Origin of the sequence: Pseudomonas sp. (assembly GCF_049653025.1) — a bacterium.
GTDB lineage: Bacteria > Pseudomonadota > Gammaproteobacteria > Pseudomonadales > Pseudomonadaceae > Aquipseudomonas.
Genome location: NZ_JBASFM010000020.1, coordinates 92,873 through 110,171, shown reverse-complemented (window position 1 = coordinate 110,171; position 17,299 = coordinate 92,873). Strand labels below are relative to the sequence as shown.

Below are 17,299 nucleotides of genomic sequence, written 5' to 3'. Positions count from 1 at the left end.
CAGCAGCGCCATGCCGAACGAACATGCAGACTCTGAGAGCTGTAGAGCGCGCATATGAGCCCAGCGGACGCATTCGCCCAGGCCGGCAAGACCGCGGTGTTGCAGAACATCCACGGCACCATGGCGTTTCTGCAGAAATTCCCGCCGTTCAATCAAATGGACACGGCGCACCTGGCCTACCTGGTGGAGAACTGCCAGCTGCGCTTCTACAGCGCCGGCGAGACCATCATCAAGCCCAGCGATGGCCCGGTAGAGCACTTCTTTATCGTCAAACAGGGCCGCGTGCATGGCGAGCGGCCACACTCGGCGCGGCGCGGCACAGAAACCACCTTCGAGATCACCAGCGGCGAATGCTTCCCGCTGGCCGCGCTGATCGGCGAACGCGCCACCCGCACCGAACACCTGGCCGGTGAAGACACCTTCTGCCTGCTGCTGAACAAACCGGCGTTTATCAAGCTGTTCGCCCTCTCCAACCCGCTGCGCGACTTCGCCCTGCGCGGGGTCAGCAGCCTGCTCGATCAGGTCAACCAGCAGGTGCAGATGCGCGCGGTGGAAACCCTCGGCGCGCAGTATTCGCTGGACACTCGCCTGGGCCAGCTGGCGATGCGCCAGCCGATCAGCTGCGCACCGCAGACCCCGCTGCGCGATGCAGTCAAGCTGATGCACGAGCAGCAGGTCGGCAGCATCGTTATCGTCGATCCGGCCCTCAAGCCGCTGGGTATCTTTACCCTGCGCGACCTGCGCCGAGTGGTGGCCGCGGGCGGCGCGCTGGAACAGTCGATTGCCGAGCTGATGACCCAGGCACCCTTTTACCTGCCACCAGATGCCAGCGCCTTCGATGCGGCGATCGCCATGACCGAGCGGCATATCGCCCACGTCTGCCTGGTCGAACACGACCGCCTGTGCGGAGTGATTTCCGAGCGCGACCTGTTCAGCCTGCAACGGGTCGACCTGGTGCACCTGGCCCGTACCATTCGCCACGCCGGTCGGGTGGAAACCCTGGCGGCGCTGCGCAGCGACATTCGCCAGTTGGTCGACAGCATGCTGGCCCACGGTGCCAGTTCGACCCAGATCACCCACCTGATCACCCTGCTCAACGACCACTGCGTGTGTCGGGTGATCGAGCTGACCCTGGAAGACCTCGGTGACCCCGGCGTGCCCTTTACCTGGCTGTGTTTCGGCAGCGAGGGCCGCCGCGAGCAGACCCTGCACACCGATCAGGACAACGGCATTCTGTTCGACGCGCGCGACGCGGCCGAGGCCGCAGCCATCCGCGCACGCCTGCTGCCGCTGGCCCAGGAGATCAACCTGCGCCTGGCGCAATGCGGCTTCAGCCTGTGCAAGGGGCAGATCATGGCGGGCAACCCGGAGCTGTGCCTGTCGCGGCAGGAATGGGCCAAGCGCTTTAGCAGCTTCGTCTTCGAAGCCAGCCCTGAGAACCTGCTGAGTTCCAGCATCTACTTCGACCTGCGTGCGGTGTGGGGCGACAGCCACGGCTGCGAACAACTGCGCGCCGGGCTGCTTAGCCAGGTCGCCGATAATCGCCTGTTCCAGCGCATGCTGGCCGAGAACGCACTGCGCCAGCGCCCGCCGGTCGGGCTTTTCCGCGATTTCGTGGTGGCGCGCAAGGGCCGCGAGAAGGACACTCTGGACCTCAAGGTGCAGGGCCTGACGCCCTTCGTCGATGGCGCGCGCCTGCTCGCCCTGGCCCATGGCATCAGCGCCGTCGGCACCCTGGAACGCCTGCAGGCGCTGAGTCAGCTTGGTGTGATCGACGCTCAGGATGGCGCGGCCTACGCCGAGGCCTACCACTACATTCAGCAGGCGCGCCTGCAACAGCACCAGCTGCAAGCGCGCGGCGGCCTGCCCTATGCCAACCGGGTCGATCCCGACAGCCTCAATCATCTGGACCGGCGCATCCTGCGTGAATCCTTCCGCCAGGCGCAGCGCCTGCAGAGCAGCCTGGCCCTGAGGTATCAGTTATGAGCACCTTCGCCTGGCTGACCGGCCGTGGCCCGGCCCTGAGCCACAGCCAACTGCAGCGTCGCCGCCAGCTGCCAAGCGCCGCCGCCCTCAGCGAACAGCCGCTGAGCCGGCAACGTGTGGTGGTGCTGGACCTGGAAACCAGCGGCCTGGACATGAGGCGCGACCAGGTGCTGTCGATCGGTGCCGTGGTGATCGACAACGGCGCGATCGACCTTGGCCAGCAGTTCGAATGCACCCTGCAGCGTGAAGGCCATCAGGCCAGCGCCAGCACCCTGATCCACGGCATCGCCCCCAGTGCGATTGCCAACGGCGTCGAGCCGGCCGAAGCCTTGCTGGGCTTTATGCAGTTTCTCGGCGACAGCCCGCTGCTGGCCTGCCACGCCGGCTTCGACCAGCGCATGCTGGCCCGCGCACTCAAGCAGAGCCTGGGCTATCGCCTGCAGCATGCGTTCTTCGATGTCGCCGAACTGGCCCCGCTGCTCTGCCCGGAGGCCGCCATCCGCAACGGCGGCCTGGATCAATGGACCGACTACTTCGGCCTGCAGGTGCAGGAGCGCCACCACGCCAGCGCCGACGCCCTGGTCACCGCCGAGCTGGCGCTAATCCTGTTCAGCAAGGCGCGCCGGCAGCACCTCGACAGCCTGTATGCCATCGACCAACGCCTGCACGGCTGGCGACGTCGGCAGCAGGCGCACTCGCTGTAACCGGCGCAGCGCAACCCCTGTAGCACCCCGCCATTCGCCACTTTCTAGCCCAGGCCACGACGCACCGCCCATCGTCAGAGCGCACGGGTGGATTGCGGCGCATAGGGGCAGCCTGCCATCATATGCGAATAATTCTCGATTTGTTTCCTATCCACTCTTGCGAGGTCCGCGTGTCGGCCGGCGACTCCACCCACCAGCAACTTGTCAGCCTGTTCTATCGCGACCACCGCGATTGGCTGCTCGGCTGGCTGCGCAAAAGCCTGTACAGCCCGGAGCGCGCCGAAGACCTCAGCCAGGACACCTTCGTCCGCCTGCTCGGGCGCAGCGATCTGGATCAGGCCCGCGAACCCCGCGCGCTGCTGACCACCATCGCCAAGGGCCTGCTGATCGACCATTTCCGTCGCAGCGCCCTGGAGCGCGCCTACCTCGACGAACTCGGCCAACTGCCGCACGCCGTGCAGCCGAGCGCCGAGGAGCAGGCGCTGGCCCTGGACGCACTGCGAGAAATCGACCGCCTGCTCGGCCAGCTGTCGAGCAATGCCCGCGCGGCGTTCCTGCATAACCGCCTGGACGGCATGGGCCACGCGGAAATCGCCGAGCGCCTCGGCGTTTCGGTATCGCGCGTGCGCCAATACCTGGCCCAGGGCCTACGCCAGTGCTACATCGCCCTGTATGGGCAACCGTTATGAGCGCGGTATCGGCCAAGGTGCTGGATGCGGCCATCGAGTGGCAGCTGTGCCTCGACTCCGGAGCGGTCGGCGCCGAACAGCAGCACGCCTTCACCGAATGGCTGGCGGCACACCCCGAACATGCGCGGGTCTGGCAGCAACTCAACGGCCTCGACATCCGCCTCGCCTCCGCCGCCGCCCAGCCGGCACGCCAAGCATTGCTGCACAGTGCCCGCCGCAGTGGCGCACGGCGGTTCGCCGCTACCGCCCTGAGCCTGCTGCTGGCCGGCGGCGTGCTGCTCGGCCTGCTGGCGCAACAGCGGCCACTCGGCGACTACCTGGCCGATGCGCACACCGCGCGCGGCGAGCAGCGCGAACTGCAACTCAGTGACCGCAGCCGGGTGCGCCTGAACAGCGCCAGCGCCCTGGACATCAACTTCAGCGCCAGCGAGCGGCAGTTGCACCTGCGCAGTGGCGAAATCCTGGTGCAGACCGCCCCAGGCGACCCACGACCATTAGTCGTGGTCACCGAGCAAGGTCGCCTGCGCGCGCTCGGCACGCGCTTCCTGGTGCGCCGCGAAGGCGACAACACACGCCTGACGGTGCTGCAGTCGGCCGTGGCCGCCCACCCGGTAGAGGGTGCCAGCGAGCGCATTATCCAGGCCGGCGAGCAGGTGCTGATGCAGCGCCAGCACCTCGGCCAGGCCCAACCCGCCCCGCTGGGTGCCGAGGCCTGGAGCCACGGCATGCTGGTGGCCGACAACCTGCGTCTGGATGAACTGCTCGACGCGCTGGGTGAATACCGCAGCGGCTACCTGGGGCTCGACCCGAGCCTGGCCGAACTGCGCATCAGCGGCAGCTTCCCGCTGCATGACAGCGACACCGCCCTGGCCGCCCTACCGCCGAGCCTGCCGGTGCGTATCGAGCAGCTCGGCCCCTGGTGGACGCGGGTCGTACCCGCCGCGCAGTAAGCGTTGAATGGCGGAGCGACAGCCCTGCAGAAAATATTTTCAACCGGCCCTGTCACTTTTGCATTCTGCTTCGGCATCAGGTCATTGAGATACATTCCCGCTTAGGAGAGTTTCGTAATGACCCGCGCCCTGCCCCTGTTCCGCCCCGGTCTGCTGGCTGCTGCAATCACCCTCGCCAGCGTCTGCCCTATGGCCATGGCCGACACTTACAAACTGCCTGCCGCGCCACTGGCCAGCACCCTGACGCAGATCGCCAGCCAGGCCGGCATCGCCCTGAGCATCGACCCCAGCCTGACCGCCAACAAGCAATCGGCCCCGGTCGAAGGTGACTACAGCCCCCTCAGCGCCCTTAACCAGGCCCTGCGTGGCAGCGGCCTGCAACTGCAGCAGAACAGCGCTGGCAGCTACAGCCTGGCTCCGGCCGCGCAGGACGCCATGACTCTGCCGAGCACCAGCATCAACGCCAGCCAACTAGTGGATGGCGGTGCCGAAGTCGGCTACCGCAATGAAGCCGTGCAGAACGTCGGCGCGCTCGGCGGCATGAGCCTGCAGGACACGCCCTACTCGGTCAGCGTGGTGTCCAAGGAGCTGCTGCAGAATATCCAGGCCACCTCCACCGATGACGTGTTCAAGCTCAGCCCGGCCACCCAGTTCACCTCGCCGACCAGCGCCGGCTACGCCAGCGCCGTGAGCATGCGTGGCTTCAGCGGGGCCGGCAACCTGAGCATCGCCAACGATGGCCTGCGTTTCAGCACCGGCTACGACGGCGGCAACTACATCGAAGAGATGCAGCAGCTGGAAATCCTCACCGGTCTCAGCGGCTTTCTCTACGGCCCGGCCAATCCCGGCGGCCTGGTCAACTACGTGCTCAAGCGCCCGACCTACGAGCGCTACAACAGCGTGACCCTGGGTAATGCCGGTGGCGAGAACTACTACCTGCACGGTGACTTCGGCGGCCCGATCGACGACGCCGGGGTATTCGCCTACCGCGTCAACGTGCTGACCCAGGATGGCGAAACCGCCATCGACCTGCAGAAACGCCGCCGTGAAATGCTCAGCGTGGCGCTGGACTGGAACGTCAGCGACGACCTGCTGATCCAGTTCGATGCCTCGCACAAGAAGACCGAGAACCGCGGCCTGACCAGCTACTGGTATTTCGCCGACCAGGCCCGCCGCCCGGATGCCAAGGATCTCGACAACGACAAGTTGTACAGCCAGCGCTGGGCCTTCTCCGACAGCGAACATGATCGCATCGGCAGCCGCTTCAACTGGCGCCTGGACGACACCTTCACCCTGCGCGGCGCCCTGGCCTACAGCCAGTACACCGAGGAATACGCCTACACCGGCCCAACGGTTAACAGCCCGACGATGTGGGGCCCCGGAACGCCAGCAGGTCAGTACGAGCAGCCGCTGTATGCCTTTGCCCCGGTAGAAACCGAAGAAACCTCGGGCAACCTGTTTCTCGACGCAGAGTTCGCCACCGGCGGCATCCAGCACAAGACCACGCTGGGTTATCAGGGCAATGTCGCACGGGTGCGTAACTACACCGATGCCGGCGTCTACGGTCGCAACATCGGCATCAGCGTGCCCTTTAGCGAACAACCGCAGATCACCAAACCGGACTTTTCCGCCGACATCGGCCATGGCGACCAGCGCCTCGTTTCGCGCACCCAGTCAGACAACCTGCTGATCGGTGACGTGATCACCTTCAACGAGCAGTGGTCGAGCATCCTTGGCTTGACCCGCACCCGCATTGAGACCTGGAGCGCCGGGATCAATAACGCAGAGACGGAAAACTCTCCGAACGTCTCGCTGATCTACAAGCCACAACCCTGGCTGACCACCTATGCCAGCTATATCGAGGGTTTCCAGGCCGGCGGCCTGGCCCCCTGGAATGCCGTCAACGTCAACGAAACCATGGCTCCGCTGATCAGCGAGCAGTATGAAGTGGGCGTCAAGGCTACCGTCGGCGAAACCCTGCTGACCCTGGCCCTGTTCAATATCGACAAGCCCAATGCCTATATCAATGGTGCCGGCTACTACGTGCAGGAAGGTCGCCAGGAGAACAACGGCCTGGAGTTCGGCATCACCGGCAAGGTGCTGCCTGAGCTGACTCTGGTCGGTGGCGTGACCCTGCTTGACCCGCAGGTGAAAGATTCCGGCGCTGCCGCCAGCGAAGGGCAGAAGCCGACCAACGTCGCCTCCCAGCTGGCCAAGCTGTATGCCGAGTACGACATCAACGCCGTACCGGGCTTTGCCCTGACCGGTGGCACTTACTACACCGGCAAGCAGTACAGCGACGAGGCCAACCAGCACAGCCTGCCGTCCTTCACCACCTTCGATGCCGGCGCACGCTACCGCGCACAGCTGAGCAGCGACAACACCCTGACCCTGCGCACCAACGTCAGCAACCTGGCGAACAAGGAATACTGGCTGAGCAGCTACTACCTGGGCGCCCCGCGCACCCTGACCTTCTCCGCTCAGCTGGAATTCTGATCACAGCGCAGCACACCTACGCCGCCATATAGGGCGGCGTAGGCATTTCTGGATACGCCGATGAAAAGCACCACCATCCGCCGCTGGTCCACCGTGCATACCTGGACCAGCCTGATCTGCACCCTGTTTCTGTTGATGCTGGCCCTCACCGGGCTGCCATTGATCTTCCACCACGAGCTGGAACACCTGCTCGGTGAAGCGCCTGAGCTGCGTGAAATGCCGGCGAACACGCCGCACCTGACCCTGCAGCAACTGGTCGAAGCCGCCGAGCGCCATCGCCAGGGCGAGGTGATCCAGTACCTGGGCTACGACGAGGATGAACGCAATGGCGTGGTGGCGATTACCGCCGCCACCGCCGGTACCGAACCAAACTCCTCGCACACCTTTATGCTCGATGCCCGCAGTGGCGAAGCCGTGGCGATGCCGGCGGCTAACGGCGGCATCCTGATGGTCATCCTGCGTTTGCATGTGGATATGTTCGCCGAGCTGCCGGGCAAGCTGCTGCTGGCCTTTATGGGCCTGCTGTTTGTGGTCGCAATCATTTCCGGCGTGGTGCTCTACGCGCCGTTTATGCGCCGCCTGAAATTCGCCGAAGTGCGCCGGGAGAAATCCACCCGCACGCGCTGGCTCGACCTGCACAACCTGATCGGCATCGTCACCCTGACCTGGGCGCTGGTGGTGGGCGTGACCGGGGTGATCAGCGCCTGCGCCGACCTGCTGATCAGCGCCTGGCGCACCGAATCCCTCGCCGCGATGGTCGAACCGTACCGAGATGCGCCGCCGCTGACCCAGCGGGCACCGGCCAACCAGGTGCTGAATATCGCCGCCAAGGCCACGCCGGGTATGCAGCCGGACTTTATCGCCTTCCCCGGCACACGTTTCTCCAGCGAGCATCACTACAGCGTGTTTATGAAGGGCAATACCCACCTCACCGCGCACCTGTGGACGCCGGTGCTGATCGATGCGCGCAGTCTGGAGGTCACCGCCATCGGCCAGCGGCCCTGGTATATGGACGCGCTGTCGATGTCGCAGCCGCTGCATTTCGGCGACTACGGCGGCATGCCGATGAAAGTGCTCTGGGCGCTGCTGGATGTGCTGACCATCATCGTGCTCGGCAGCGGCCTGTACCTCTGGTGGGTACGCCGGCGCACCCCGGCCTCATCGCGTGAACGCGCGGAGGCGACAGCATGAACTGGCGTCAAGCGACCTTCCGCCTGCCGCTGCTGATCGGCCTGCTTAGCGCTATCGGCCTGCTCAGCGCCCTGCTCGGCGATGGCGGTTGGGATGCCATCGCCTGGCTTGGTCTAGGTCTGCCGGCCGCACTCGGCTGCTGGCCATTGTTGCGCCGCTAAGCCGCGCAACAGCTTCCTTCGACCCGCCCTGGCCGCGCAATGCGCCGGGACGTGGGGCCTACGACCTTGGTCTAGAACGCCCGTGCTTACGACTAAGGTCGTCTGTCACTCCTGGATGGTGGGCCTAGAGTAGGCTCACCACCCCAACGTCGGAGGACAACAATAATGCACGACGACAGCTACGCGCGGATTCAAGCGAATCCGCGCTTCCAGGCACTGGTCGCCAAGCGCGAACGCTTTGCCTGGACACTCTCAGCCATCATGCTCGGCCTGTACGTGGCCTTTATCCTGCTGATCGCCTTCGAGCCGCAATTGCTCGGCACGCGCATCAGTGCCGATTCACCGATTACCTGGGGTATTCCCATGGGCGTCGGTCTGATCCTCTCGGCCTTCGTGCTGACCGGTATCTACGTCAAACGCGCCAACGGCGAGTTCGACACCCTCAACCAGGCCGTCCTCGACGAGGTGCAGAAATGATCGCGCGCATTCTCACTGCCATCGGCCTGATGGCGCTGGCCCCCGCACTCTGGGCCGCCGGTGCACTGGAAGGCGATGTTCAACGCCAGCCGCTGAACACCTCGGCCATCGTGATGTTCCTCGCCTTCGTTGGCGCGACGCTGTACATCACCTACTGGGCGTCCAAGCGCAACACCTCGACGTCCGACTTCTACACCGCCGGCGGCAGCATCACCGGCTTCCAGAACGGCCTGGCGATTGCCGGTGACTACATGTCGGCGGCCTCGTTCCTGGGTATTTCCGCGCTGGTGTTCACCAGCGGCTATGACGGCCTGATCTACTCGATCGGCTTCCTGGTCGGCTGGCCGGTGATCCTGTTCCTGATCGCCGAACGCCTGCGCAACCTCGGCAAGTACACCTTCGCCGACGTCGCCTCCTACCGCCTCGGCCAGACGCAGATCCGCACCCTGTCCGCCAGCGGCTCGCTGGTGGTGGTGGCGTTCTACCTGATCGCGCAGATGGTCGGTGCCGGCAAGCTGATTCAGCTGCTGTTCGGCCTCGACTACCATATCGCAGTGATCCTGGTCGGCATCCTGATGGTGCTCTACGTGCTGTTCGGCGGCATGCTGGCGACCACCTGGGTACAGATCATCAAGGCCGTGCTGCTGCTCTCCGGCGCATCGTTTATGGCGCTGATGGTGATGAAACACGTCGACTTCGACTTCGCCCGGCTGTTCAGCGAAGCGATTGCCGTGCACCCCAAAGGCGAGGCGATCATGAGCCCCGGCGGCCTAGTGAAAGACCCGATCTCGGCGATTTCCCTCGGTCTGGCGCTGATGTTCGGTACCGCTGGCCTGCCGCACATCCTCATGCGCTTCTTCACCGTTTCGGATGCCAAGGAAGCGCGCAAGTCGGTGTTCTACGCCACTGGTTTTATCGGCTACTTCTACATCCTGACCTTTATCATCGGCTTCGGCGCGATCCTGCTGGTCAGCACCAATCCGGCCTTCAAGGACGCCAGCGGCCTGCTGCTGGGTGGCAACAACATGGCCGCGGTACACCTGGCCAACGCCGTCGGCGGCAGCCTGTTCCTCGGCTTTATCTCGGCCGTGGCCTTCGCCACCATCCTCGCGGTGGTGGCCGGCCTGACCCTGGCCGGTGCTTCGGCGGTGTCGCATGACCTGTATGCCAGCGTGTTCAAGAAGGGCAAAGCCAACGAGAAAGATGAGCTGCGCGTCTCGAAGATCACCACCGTGGCACTCGGCGTCCTGGCCATCGGCCTGGGCATCGCGTTCGAGAAGCAGAACATCGCCTTTATGGTCGGCCTGGCCTTCTCCATCGCTGCCAGCTGTAACTTCCCGGTGCTGATCCTCAGCATGTACTGGAAGAACCTCACGACCCGTGGCGCGATGATCGGCGGCTGGATGGGACTGATCACTGCCGTGACCCTGATGATCCTCGGCCCAACCGTTTGGGTGCAGGTGCTGGGCAACGCGCAGGCGATCTTCCCTTACGAGTACCCAGCACTGTTCTCGATGGCCATTGCCTTCTCCGGTATCTGGTTCTTCTCGGTCACTGACAAATCTGTGGCGGCCGGCGATGCCCGCGCCCGCTTTATCCCACAGTTCGTACGCTCGCAAACTGGCCTGGGTGCCAGCGGTGCCAGCGCCCACTAAACAGGGGTGATGCAACACAAAAAGGGCAGCCTCAGGGCTGCCCTTTTTTATTGGACGCAGTACGTGGTTCACTCCAGGCAAGCGTTTCTAAGATCATCAACATTCGCCCCCACTTCAGGAGCCAACAATGTCCAACCCGAGCATGACCCTGTTCTACTCCGCCACCTCGCCCTTCGTGCGCAAAGTCATGGTGCTGCTGCACGAGACTGGCCAGGTCGGCCGCGTACAGCTGCAAGAAGTGCAACTCAGCCCGACCAGCCCCAACAGCGCGGTGCTGCAGAACAACCCCGCCGGCAAAATTCCCGCCCTGCGCCTGGCCGACGGCTCGGTGCTGCACGACAGCCGGGTGATTCTCGACTACCTCGACCGCCAGCATGTCGGCGAGCCACTGATCCCGCATGACGGCCCCGCGCGCTGGCGGCGTCTGACCCTGGCCTCACTGGCCGATGCAGTGCTCGATGCCGCCGTACTGATCCGCTACGAAACCTTTCTGCGCCCCGAAGAAAAGCGCTGGGATCAATGGCAGGCCGCGCAGCAGGAAAAGATCGAACGCGCCCTGCAGCAGTTCGAGGATGAGGCCATAGCCGAACTGACCAGCCACTTCGATATCGCCGCCATCAGCCTGGCCTGCGCCCTCGGCTACCTCGACCTGCGCCAACCCGAGCTGAACTGGCGTGAACGCTACCCGCAACTGGCGCGCTGGTATGCCGATATCAGTGAGCGGCCGTCGATGCAGGCGACTGTACCGCCGGCCTGACCCGCACTTTGGTAGGAGCTTGGGCAAACAAGCGGGCAATCCGCCGCGCCAGCAGATGCCCGGCGCGCGACTCTTCGCGCAAGCCGATATGCCCGCTCATCGCACGTACCACAGGCGAAAAAAACCGGCGGCCAGCAGCAGGCCGATTTGCCCGAGCCCCGCACACAGGCTGAGAAAGGATTGCAGCGTGGCGTTCTGCGCCGCACTGCTCAGGCCGGTCAGTTCGTACCAGAAGCCTTGCGGCAGTTGCAGGCTAAGCAGCGCCAACGGCTTGCCGCTGAGTATCAGCGTATCGATCACGCCGAACTGACCACAAAACATCAAGCCCAACAGCACCAGCAACGCGACCGCCAGGCCGAGGGCGCTGCACGCGGCGAACTGCACCAGTAAACGCATCATGATTGGCTCTCCAAGGTGGGCGCAGCCGGGGCCGCGCCCGAGTTGATCAAAGGCTGCTGACCGGGCTGGCTTTACCCACACCGTACCAGTCGAGTTTGCGTGTCAGCACCATCACGCCGGTCAACACGCCGAACACCAGGATTGAGCCCATCAGCAGCGCGTAGTCCTCGGCGCTCAACAGGGCGAACAGCAAGCCATACAGCGCCGCCAGCAACAGGCCGAAGGCACCGCCACGCATGGCGCTGTGCAACACATGGCTGACGTAGAAGCCGATCAGCGCCACACAGGCCAGCGCCGAAATGCCGTAGGCGGTGGCGAAGCTCAGGTGCTCGGACAGCGACAGCAGCAACAGGTAAAACAGCGCCAGCGACATGCCCACCAGGGCGTATTGCACCGGGTGTACGGCCATGCGCTTGAGCACTTCGAAGAGGAAAAACACGGCGAAGGTCAGGCCGATAAACAGCAGCGCATATTTGATCGCCCGCTCGGTTTTCAGGTACTGGTCCACCGGGTCGACAAAGCTCACGCCGAAGTTGCGCGACGTCAGCCCCTCACAACTGTCCTTGGCCACACAGTCATGCAGCGCCTCTTCCAGGTTGGTGGCGAAGAAACTGGTCTGCCACTGCGCCTTGAAGCCTTGCGCCGATACCTCACGGCTGCTCGGCAGGTACTCGCCGACAAAGCTCGGGTGCGGCCAGCCGGAACTCAGCTCGACCCGGCTGTCGCGGCCCACCGGGGTAATGCTCAACTGCTCAGTGCCCTGCAGCTTGAGGTCGAAGGCGAACTCCAGCACCTGCCCACCCTGGCTATCCACGGCCGGCAACGGTGCATGCACGCCCGCGCCGAAGTACTCATCACCGCTACCGGGCGCAAAACCCAGGGTCGCGCCGTTGAAACGCAATTGCAGGTCATTGCTGATGCCGCGGATATCGCTGATGCCCACCGAGAGGAACGGCTTGTCGAAGTGGTACAGCCCCAGGTCATCACCCAAACCCAGGCGCGCCGGCAGCTTGAATGCGCCGCTGATCTGGTTATCGCTGCGGTACAGCAAGGCCTTGTAGATACCGCGTGCGCGCTCCTCGGTGCTGACCGTGCCATTGAGCACAAAACGCTCCGGCAGAAAGTACAGGCGGCCGCGGTACTGCTGCTCTTCCATATAACGCTCGCCGGTCTTCTCGTGGGTTTTCCACTCCTGCCAGACCTTGGTGTAGGGCAGCACCAGAATCGGCCCGGTGAGCTGCTGGCGGTAGCTGGAACTGCGCGCAATGTCCTGCAGCACCTCGGCGCGCTGGTACTGCCGCTCACTGACCAGCCCGCCAATCATCGACAGCGGAATCAACAACAACAGAATCAGCAAGGCGATAGCGCCCAACTTGAAACCCAGAATGCGGTTCATGGTGCAACTCTCCGATACGGTTTAGGTAGGCAGAGTCTGGGCGGGGCAAATGGAGGCTTTATGGAGGGACTGTGGAGAATGCGTGGAGGTACTGCGCAAACGTCTGCGCCGTGAATAGACAGTCATAAGGGAAATGCGTAGCGTGCCGCTGATCGCCCATTACGGATGACAGGCCATGACCCAGAACAGCCCCTACGCCACCCCGCAAGCCAGCGTCGCCGATCCAGAGTCGTTGGTATCCGACGAGCAGATTGCCGCGCTGCCGATCTCGGATAAATGGAAGCAGCGCTTTAGCACGATTCACCATGCCGGCGGTATCAAGATGCCGAAGTTCAAGCAGCTGCCTGCAGAAGAGCGGCGCAAGGCCTTCAGCTTCAATATCCTCGCGTTCCTCTTCGGGCCGATCTACTACGCCATCAAGGGCATGTGGAAAAAGGGCCTGAGCCTGTTTGTCGTCTGCGCGGCGGCCGTGATTGCCCTCGGCATCGGCCTGGACTACCTGGGCTACGGCAAGCTCGCCAATGCCCTGGGCTATGGCGTAGGCGCGGTATTCGCCGTGCGTGCCAATATCGATTACTACAAGAAGATGCTGCTTAACGATAACGGCTGGTGGTAGGGGCATGCGCAGTGAACACATTGGCACCTAACCCAAGGACGGCCTTATGAAAAAACTCCTGTTCCCGCTTCTCACCCTGCTGGCGTTTAGCGCCTACACGCTCTACGTGATGCTGCAGGCCGAGCAGTCGCTGCTGCAATTCGGTATGCAGTTGATGTCGCAGGCGGACACCGCCCAGGTGGTGATCGACCTGTATATCCTGGCCGCGCTGGCCTGCGTGTGGATGTACCGCGACGGCCGGGCGCGGGGCAAGTCGCTGGCCTATCTGCTGCCGTTCTGGGTGCTGACCGCGGTGTTCGTCTCGGTCGGACCCTTGCTGTACCTGGTGCTCAAGGCACTCAGCAAGGAAAGCCCGGCGTACGCCACAACAGCCACGCCTGAATAACCACACGGAGGTATCGATGAGCACCGCCAGCCTTCTCACCTCGCTGTTGCAGTACAAGACCTGGGCCAACCAGGAGCTATTCGCCGAGGTGCAGCGCCTCGATCCACACACCCAGCAGGCCGAGCTGCACGCCGCCCTGCGCATCCTCAACCATATCCATGTGGTCGAGCGGATCTTTGTCGCCAACCTGCAAGGCCTGGCGCACACCTACAACGCCACCAATACCACCGAGACGCCGACCCTGGCCGAACTGCAGCAGGCGGTGCAGGCCACCGACGCCTGGTACCTGGACTATGTGGCAGGGCTGAGTGCGCAGCAGCTGGAGGAGCGCCTGAACTTTCGCTTTGTCGATGGCGATGCCGGCTGCATGAGCCGCGCCGAGATGCTCGCGCATATCGTCACCCATGGTGGCTATCACCGTGGCGCGGTCGGGCGGATCATGGCGCAGCTGGCGCTCGCGCCGCCGCGGGACATCTACACCAGGTTTCTGCACCAGAGCGAACCGCAGCGCCGCCAGGCGGCGCGCTGACAGCCCAAGCGTCACTCGCCGCGAATGTACTGTTCCAGCTGCTGGATCAGGCTGGCCTGCTCGGCGATGGTGTGCTTGACCAGGTCGCCGATCGACAGCAGACCGATCAGCTCGCCCTCGGCAATGACCGGCAAATGGCGCAGATGGCGGTCGGTCATCAATTGCATGCAGTGCTGCGAGGTGTCGCGCAGGCCAACGGTGAGGACTTCGGCGGTCATGATCTCACTGATCAGGGTGCTGGAAGCGGAACGATCCAGCAGGGCGACCTTGCGCGCGTAGTCGCGCTCGCTGACGATCCCGACCAGGCGGCCCTTGTCCAATACCACCAATGCACCAATGCCCTTTTCCGCCAGCAGTTTGACCGCGTCCAGCACCGAGGTGTCGGGGCTGACGCTGTAGATCGCGGCGTGCGGCTTGGCTCTGAGTATCTCGGCGACTGTTTTCATGCAGGAGTTCCCGGTTGGCAATTAAGGGTGGCACGCAGTTCTCTTGGAGTAAGCGTAGTCGCCAATCTGCGCAATGAACCAGCACAGCGTGGACGAGGTTGGCAGCATTCAACCCAGCAAGGACTGCGCCAACCCATGGTTTAGTCCGCCACGTAGACAGGCACACGCAGGCAGGCTTCTACCCCGCCGTCGACGTTACCGATGCGCAGTTCGCCGCCATGCAGCTGCATCACTTCCTCGACGAAATTCAGCCCCAAACCGGTGCTCTTGCGACCACTGCCGGGGCGCGGCAGAGAGTAGAAGCGCTCGCTCAAACGCGCCAGGGCGTAGTCGGGAATCGGCTCGCCCTGGTTGAACAGGCGCAGCTCGACCCACGCGCCGGCGCGCGCCGCTGTGAACCGCAACAGGCCGCCGGGCGGGGTGAAATCCAGGGCATTATCCAGCAGGTTGGCCAGCGCCTGGCGCAATAGAAAGCGCTCGCCGCAGGCCGCCAGTTCGCCGCCAATCTGGTTATCCACCCGCAGACCCGCCGCCTCGATACGCGCCATTTGCGCCTGTAACAGCGACTCGACCAACGCCTGCACCGGCACCGCCACCCGCTCTTCCAGGCCCTGGCGCTGCTCGACCTGAGCCAGATGCAGCAGGCGTTCGATCAGCTGCTGCATGCGCGCACTTTCCTGCTCGATATTGGCGACGAAGCGCTGGCGTTGCTCACCCGGCATCTCGCCCTCGAGCAATTCCGCTGCGCCGCGAATCGCCGCCAGCGGGCTTTTCAGTTCATGGGTCAAGGTATGCACGTAGCGCTCGACATAGGCCTTGCCTTCCAGCTCGGTGCGCATGCGTTCGATAGCTTCGGCCAGTTGCGCCAGCTCGCCGCCGCGCACGCTGGGCAATTCGGCGCGCTGCCCGGCGCTGACCGCCTGGGCGTAGCGGGTCAATTTGCGCAGCGAGGCGCTAAGCCACCAGGACAGCAGCGCGCCGATCAACAGGCCGAGTACGATCAGACCGCCGCCGAGCCAGGCCAGGCGCTGTTCTGAACGCTCTATATAAGGCTGCAAGGTGCGATTGGGTTTAGCCACCGAGACCACACCGATAATCTGCGCGCCGTCCATAATCGGCGCGGCCACGTACATCACCGAGGAATCCGGGTCGCTCGGATCTTCCTTGGTCGAGCGCGCGCCGTACTCGCCGCGCAGGGTGCGCAGCACATCGTTCCAGCGTGAATAGTCCTGGCCCACCGCCGTGCCCGTGGAATCGAGCAAAACGATGCCTTTGGCGTCGGTGACATAGATGCGGTGGTTGACCTGGGTTTTCTTCACGCCCCAGATCTGCGCCTGCGGCTGGCGCTGGCCGTAGGCTTGCAGCACTTGCGGCAGACGGCTCTGTTGCAGGCGGCCGGCCTTGACCTCGTCACGCAGGATCTCGGCCAGCAGGTTGGCGGTGTCGACCAGGGTTTCCTCGGTGCTCTGACGCACGCCGGGGCGGATTTCGTCCATCACCGTGCTCAGCACAAACCAGCCGGCCAGGCCGACAAACAGGAAATACACCAAGAAGATGCGAATCCCCAGCGGCATCAGGCGTGCCTCGGCGAGTAGCTGTAACCGAGGCCGCGATGGGTCTGGATTGGCTCGGCGTCAGCGGCCACCTGGCGCAGCTTGGCGCGCAGGCTTTTGATATGGCTGTCGATGCTGCGCTCGTAGCCGGCGTCGGCGGCCACCCCTAGGCCATCGAGCAGCTGCTCGCGGGAGAACACCCGCTCGGGCTGCGCCAGCAGGCTTTGCAGCAGTCGGAATTCGTGGCGGGTCAGGCTCAGCAGCTGGCCGTGGTAGTGGATCTGCACCCGTTCGACATCCAGCTGGAACGGAGCGCTTGCAGAGCTGGCGGCAGGTGCTTCACGCGGGGCCATACGTTTGAGGATGGCCTTGACCCGCGCCGCCACTTCCCGCGGACTGAAGGGTTTGACCACGTAATCGTCGGCGCCGATTTCCAGGCCGACCACCCGATCGATTTCCTCACTGCGCGCGGTGAGGAAAATCACCGGCACCTCGGAAAAGCGCCGCAAGCGCTTGCACGCCTCGAAGCCGCTGATATCCGGCAGGCCAACATCGAGGATCAGCAGATCGGCGGGATTGGCCTGCTGTTCGGCCAGGGCCTGCTCGGCCAGACTGACCCAACGGGTGGTAAAGCCCTCGCTTTGCAGGGCGAAGATCAGGGTGTCGGCGATGGCGGCTTCGTCTTCGACAATCAGAATATGCGGCATGGGCGTCCTGCTCGTGGCAACTCGGCGAGGAGCCTGCGGCAGGCCGCTGCCAGCGTCAAGGCCGAGGCCTGCTCCTATAAACAGGCCGTAGCCTTAGAACCTTTTAAAGATCTCGCGAGCTAGAGTCCTGCAAGGCGCTACGTTAGTAACAGCCTCCGGCTGGTCAAAGCGGCGAGGAAGCGGAGTGTACTTTTGTACATGA

18 protein-coding genes are annotated in these 17,299 nt (G+C 64.0%); 13 read left to right on the top strand and 5 right to left on the bottom strand.

All coding sequences use genetic code 11. The features are described 5' to 3' along the window. The first annotated feature begins 54 nt into the window (after window positions 1-54). The 10 genes from WBK23_RS17160 (at window position 55) to WBK23_RS17115 (ending at window position 11,066) form a co-directional block, all read left to right on the top strand. Window positions 55-1,986, top strand: coding sequence for a putative nucleotidyltransferase substrate binding domain-containing protein (locus WBK23_RS17160; RefSeq protein WP_424485140.1), 1,932 nt, complete (start codon window positions 55-57; stop codon window positions 1,984-1,986). Next, complete coding sequence (locus tag WBK23_RS17155) at window positions 1,983-2,690, top strand: 3'-5' exonuclease (RefSeq protein ID WP_424485139.1); 708 nt, start codon at window positions 1,983-1,985, stop codon at window positions 2,688-2,690. Before WBK23_RS17160 ends, WBK23_RS17155 begins: the two co-directional genes overlap by 4 nt. A 170-nt stretch (window positions 2,691-2,860) precedes the next feature. Further along, the gene (locus WBK23_RS17150; protein WP_424485138.1) at window positions 2,861-3,379 is read left to right on the top strand and encodes an RNA polymerase sigma factor; all 519 of its coding nucleotides are present in this window, start codon (window positions 2,861-2,863) and stop codon (window positions 3,377-3,379) included. Continuing rightward, window positions 3,376-4,329, top strand: coding sequence for a FecR domain-containing protein (locus tag WBK23_RS17145; RefSeq protein ID WP_424485137.1), 954 nt, complete (start codon window positions 3,376-3,378; stop codon window positions 4,327-4,329). Before WBK23_RS17150 ends, WBK23_RS17145 begins: the two co-directional genes overlap by 4 nt. A gap of 117 nt (window positions 4,330-4,446) precedes the next feature. After that, window positions 4,447-6,825, top strand: coding sequence for a TonB-dependent siderophore receptor (locus tag WBK23_RS17140; protein ID WP_424485136.1), 2,379 nt, complete (start codon window positions 4,447-4,449; stop codon window positions 6,823-6,825). A 60-nt stretch (window positions 6,826-6,885) separates the two neighbouring features. Beyond that, on the top strand, window positions 6,886-8,016 hold the full coding sequence (locus WBK23_RS17135) for a PepSY-associated TM helix domain-containing protein (RefSeq protein ID WP_424485135.1): 1,131 nt from the start codon (window positions 6,886-6,888) through the stop codon (window positions 8,014-8,016). Beyond that, a complete protein-coding gene (locus WBK23_RS17130; RefSeq protein WP_424485134.1) occupies window positions 8,013-8,177 on the top strand; it encodes a hypothetical protein in 165 nt (54 codons plus the stop codon). The genes WBK23_RS17135 and WBK23_RS17130 overlap by 4 nt, the downstream gene beginning before the upstream one ends. Before the next feature lie 165 nt (window positions 8,178-8,342). Next, window positions 8,343-8,654: a DUF485 domain-containing protein gene (locus WBK23_RS17125; protein WP_424485133.1), complete on the top strand. Its 312-nt coding sequence runs from the start codon at window positions 8,343-8,345 to the stop codon at window positions 8,652-8,654. After that, window positions 8,651-10,309, top strand: a complete 1,659-nt coding sequence (locus WBK23_RS17120) for a cation acetate symporter (RefSeq protein ID WP_424485132.1) — start codon at window positions 8,651-8,653, stop codon at window positions 10,307-10,309. Before WBK23_RS17125 ends, WBK23_RS17120 begins: the two co-directional genes overlap by 4 nt. Before the next feature lie 127 nt (window positions 10,310-10,436). Continuing rightward, a complete protein-coding gene (locus tag WBK23_RS17115) occupies window positions 10,437-11,066 on the top strand; it encodes a glutathione S-transferase (protein ID WP_424485131.1) in 630 nt (209 codons plus the stop codon). A 96-nt stretch (window positions 11,067-11,162) separates the two neighbouring features. Here the strand turns inward: WBK23_RS17115 and WBK23_RS17110 are convergent, their stop codons facing one another. After that, on the bottom strand, window positions 11,163-11,465 hold the full coding sequence (locus WBK23_RS17110) for a hypothetical protein (RefSeq protein WP_424485130.1): 303 nt from the start codon (window positions 11,463-11,465) through the stop codon (window positions 11,163-11,165). A 46-nt stretch (window positions 11,466-11,511) separates the two neighbouring features. Then, window positions 11,512-12,861, bottom strand: coding sequence for a cell envelope integrity protein CreD (creD, locus tag WBK23_RS17105; protein ID WP_424485129.1), 1,350 nt, complete (start codon window positions 12,859-12,861; stop codon window positions 11,512-11,514). Between the two features lie 175 nt (window positions 12,862-13,036). Here creD and WBK23_RS17100 point away from each other — a divergent pair, with 175 nt between their 5' ends. The 3 genes from WBK23_RS17100 to WBK23_RS17090 are packed head-to-tail and all read left to right on the top strand — an operon-like array spanning window position 13,037 to window position 14,391. After that, window positions 13,037-13,477, top strand: a complete 441-nt coding sequence (locus WBK23_RS17100; protein ID WP_424485128.1) for a DUF2628 domain-containing protein — start codon at window positions 13,037-13,039, stop codon at window positions 13,475-13,477. A 46-nt stretch (window positions 13,478-13,523) separates the two neighbouring features. Further along, a complete protein-coding gene (locus WBK23_RS17095; RefSeq protein WP_424485127.1) occupies window positions 13,524-13,862 on the top strand; it encodes a DUF2834 domain-containing protein in 339 nt (112 codons plus the stop codon). A gap of 16 nt (window positions 13,863-13,878) precedes the next feature. After that, on the top strand, window positions 13,879-14,391 hold the full coding sequence (locus tag WBK23_RS17090) for a DinB family protein (protein WP_424485126.1): 513 nt from the start codon (window positions 13,879-13,881) through the stop codon (window positions 14,389-14,391). Between the two features lie 11 nt (window positions 14,392-14,402). Here the strand turns inward: WBK23_RS17090 and WBK23_RS17085 are convergent, their stop codons facing one another. From WBK23_RS17085 to creB, 3 genes are all read right to left on the bottom strand, one after another. Next, a complete protein-coding gene (locus tag WBK23_RS17085; protein ID WP_424485125.1) occupies window positions 14,403-14,837 on the bottom strand; it encodes a CBS domain-containing protein in 435 nt (144 codons plus the stop codon). 140 nt (window positions 14,838-14,977) lie between these two features. Then, window positions 14,978-16,411 (bottom strand): two-component system sensor histidine kinase CreC, encoded by a 1,434-nt coding sequence (gene creC / locus WBK23_RS17080; protein WP_424485124.1) that lies wholly within the window; start codon window positions 16,409-16,411, stop codon window positions 14,978-14,980. After that, complete coding sequence (creB, locus tag WBK23_RS17075; protein ID WP_424485123.1) at window positions 16,411-17,097, bottom strand: two-component system response regulator CreB; 687 nt, start codon at window positions 17,095-17,097, stop codon at window positions 16,411-16,413. The genes creC and creB overlap by 1 nt, the downstream gene beginning before the upstream one ends. Window positions 17,098-17,299 lie beyond the last annotated feature (202 nt).

Excerpts from the sequence above, each read along its gene's own strand:
- WBK23_RS17085 (WP_424485125.1), bottom strand. The coding sequence starts at position 14,837 with ATGAAAACAGTCGCCGAGATACTCAGAGCCAAGCCGCACGCCGCGATC.
- WBK23_RS17140 (WP_424485136.1), top strand. The coding sequence starts at position 4,447 with ATGACCCGCGCCCTGCCCCTGTTCCGCCCCGGTCTGCTGGCTGCTGCA.
- WBK23_RS17100 (WP_424485128.1), top strand. The coding sequence starts at position 13,037 with ATGACCCAGAACAGCCCCTACGCCACCCCGCAAGCCAGCGTCGCCGAT.
- creC (WP_424485124.1), bottom strand. The coding sequence starts at position 16,411 with ATGCCGCTGGGGATTCGCATCTTCTTGGTGTATTTCCTGTTTGTCGGC.
- WBK23_RS17145 (WP_424485137.1), top strand. The coding sequence starts at position 3,376 with ATGAGCGCGGTATCGGCCAAGGTGCTGGATGCGGCCATCGAGTGGCAG.
- WBK23_RS17095 (WP_424485127.1), top strand. The coding sequence starts at position 13,524 with ATGAAAAAACTCCTGTTCCCGCTTCTCACCCTGCTGGCGTTTAGCGCC.
- WBK23_RS17135 (WP_424485135.1), top strand. The coding sequence starts at position 6,886 with ATGAAAAGCACCACCATCCGCCGCTGGTCCACCGTGCATACCTGGACC.
- WBK23_RS17130 (WP_424485134.1), top strand. The coding sequence starts at position 8,013 with ATGAACTGGCGTCAAGCGACCTTCCGCCTGCCGCTGCTGATCGGCCTG.
- WBK23_RS17115 (WP_424485131.1), top strand. The coding sequence starts at position 10,437 with ATGTCCAACCCGAGCATGACCCTGTTCTACTCCGCCACCTCGCCCTTC.
- creB (WP_424485123.1), bottom strand. The coding sequence starts at position 17,097 with ATGCCGCATATTCTGATTGTCGAAGACGAAGCCGCCATCGCCGACACC.
- WBK23_RS17090 (WP_424485126.1), top strand. The coding sequence starts at position 13,879 with ATGAGCACCGCCAGCCTTCTCACCTCGCTGTTGCAGTACAAGACCTGG.
- WBK23_RS17155 (WP_424485139.1), top strand. The coding sequence starts at position 1,983 with ATGAGCACCTTCGCCTGGCTGACCGGCCGTGGCCCGGCCCTGAGCCAC.
- WBK23_RS17125 (WP_424485133.1), top strand. The coding sequence starts at position 8,343 with ATGCACGACGACAGCTACGCGCGGATTCAAGCGAATCCGCGCTTCCAG.
- WBK23_RS17160 (WP_424485140.1), top strand. The coding sequence starts at position 55 with ATGAGCCCAGCGGACGCATTCGCCCAGGCCGGCAAGACCGCGGTGTTG.
- creD (WP_424485129.1), bottom strand. The coding sequence starts at position 12,861 with ATGAACCGCATTCTGGGTTTCAAGTTGGGCGCTATCGCCTTGCTGATT.
- WBK23_RS17120 (WP_424485132.1), top strand. The coding sequence starts at position 8,651 with ATGATCGCGCGCATTCTCACTGCCATCGGCCTGATGGCGCTGGCCCCC.
- WBK23_RS17110 (WP_424485130.1), bottom strand. The coding sequence starts at position 11,465 with ATGATGCGTTTACTGGTGCAGTTCGCCGCGTGCAGCGCCCTCGGCCTG.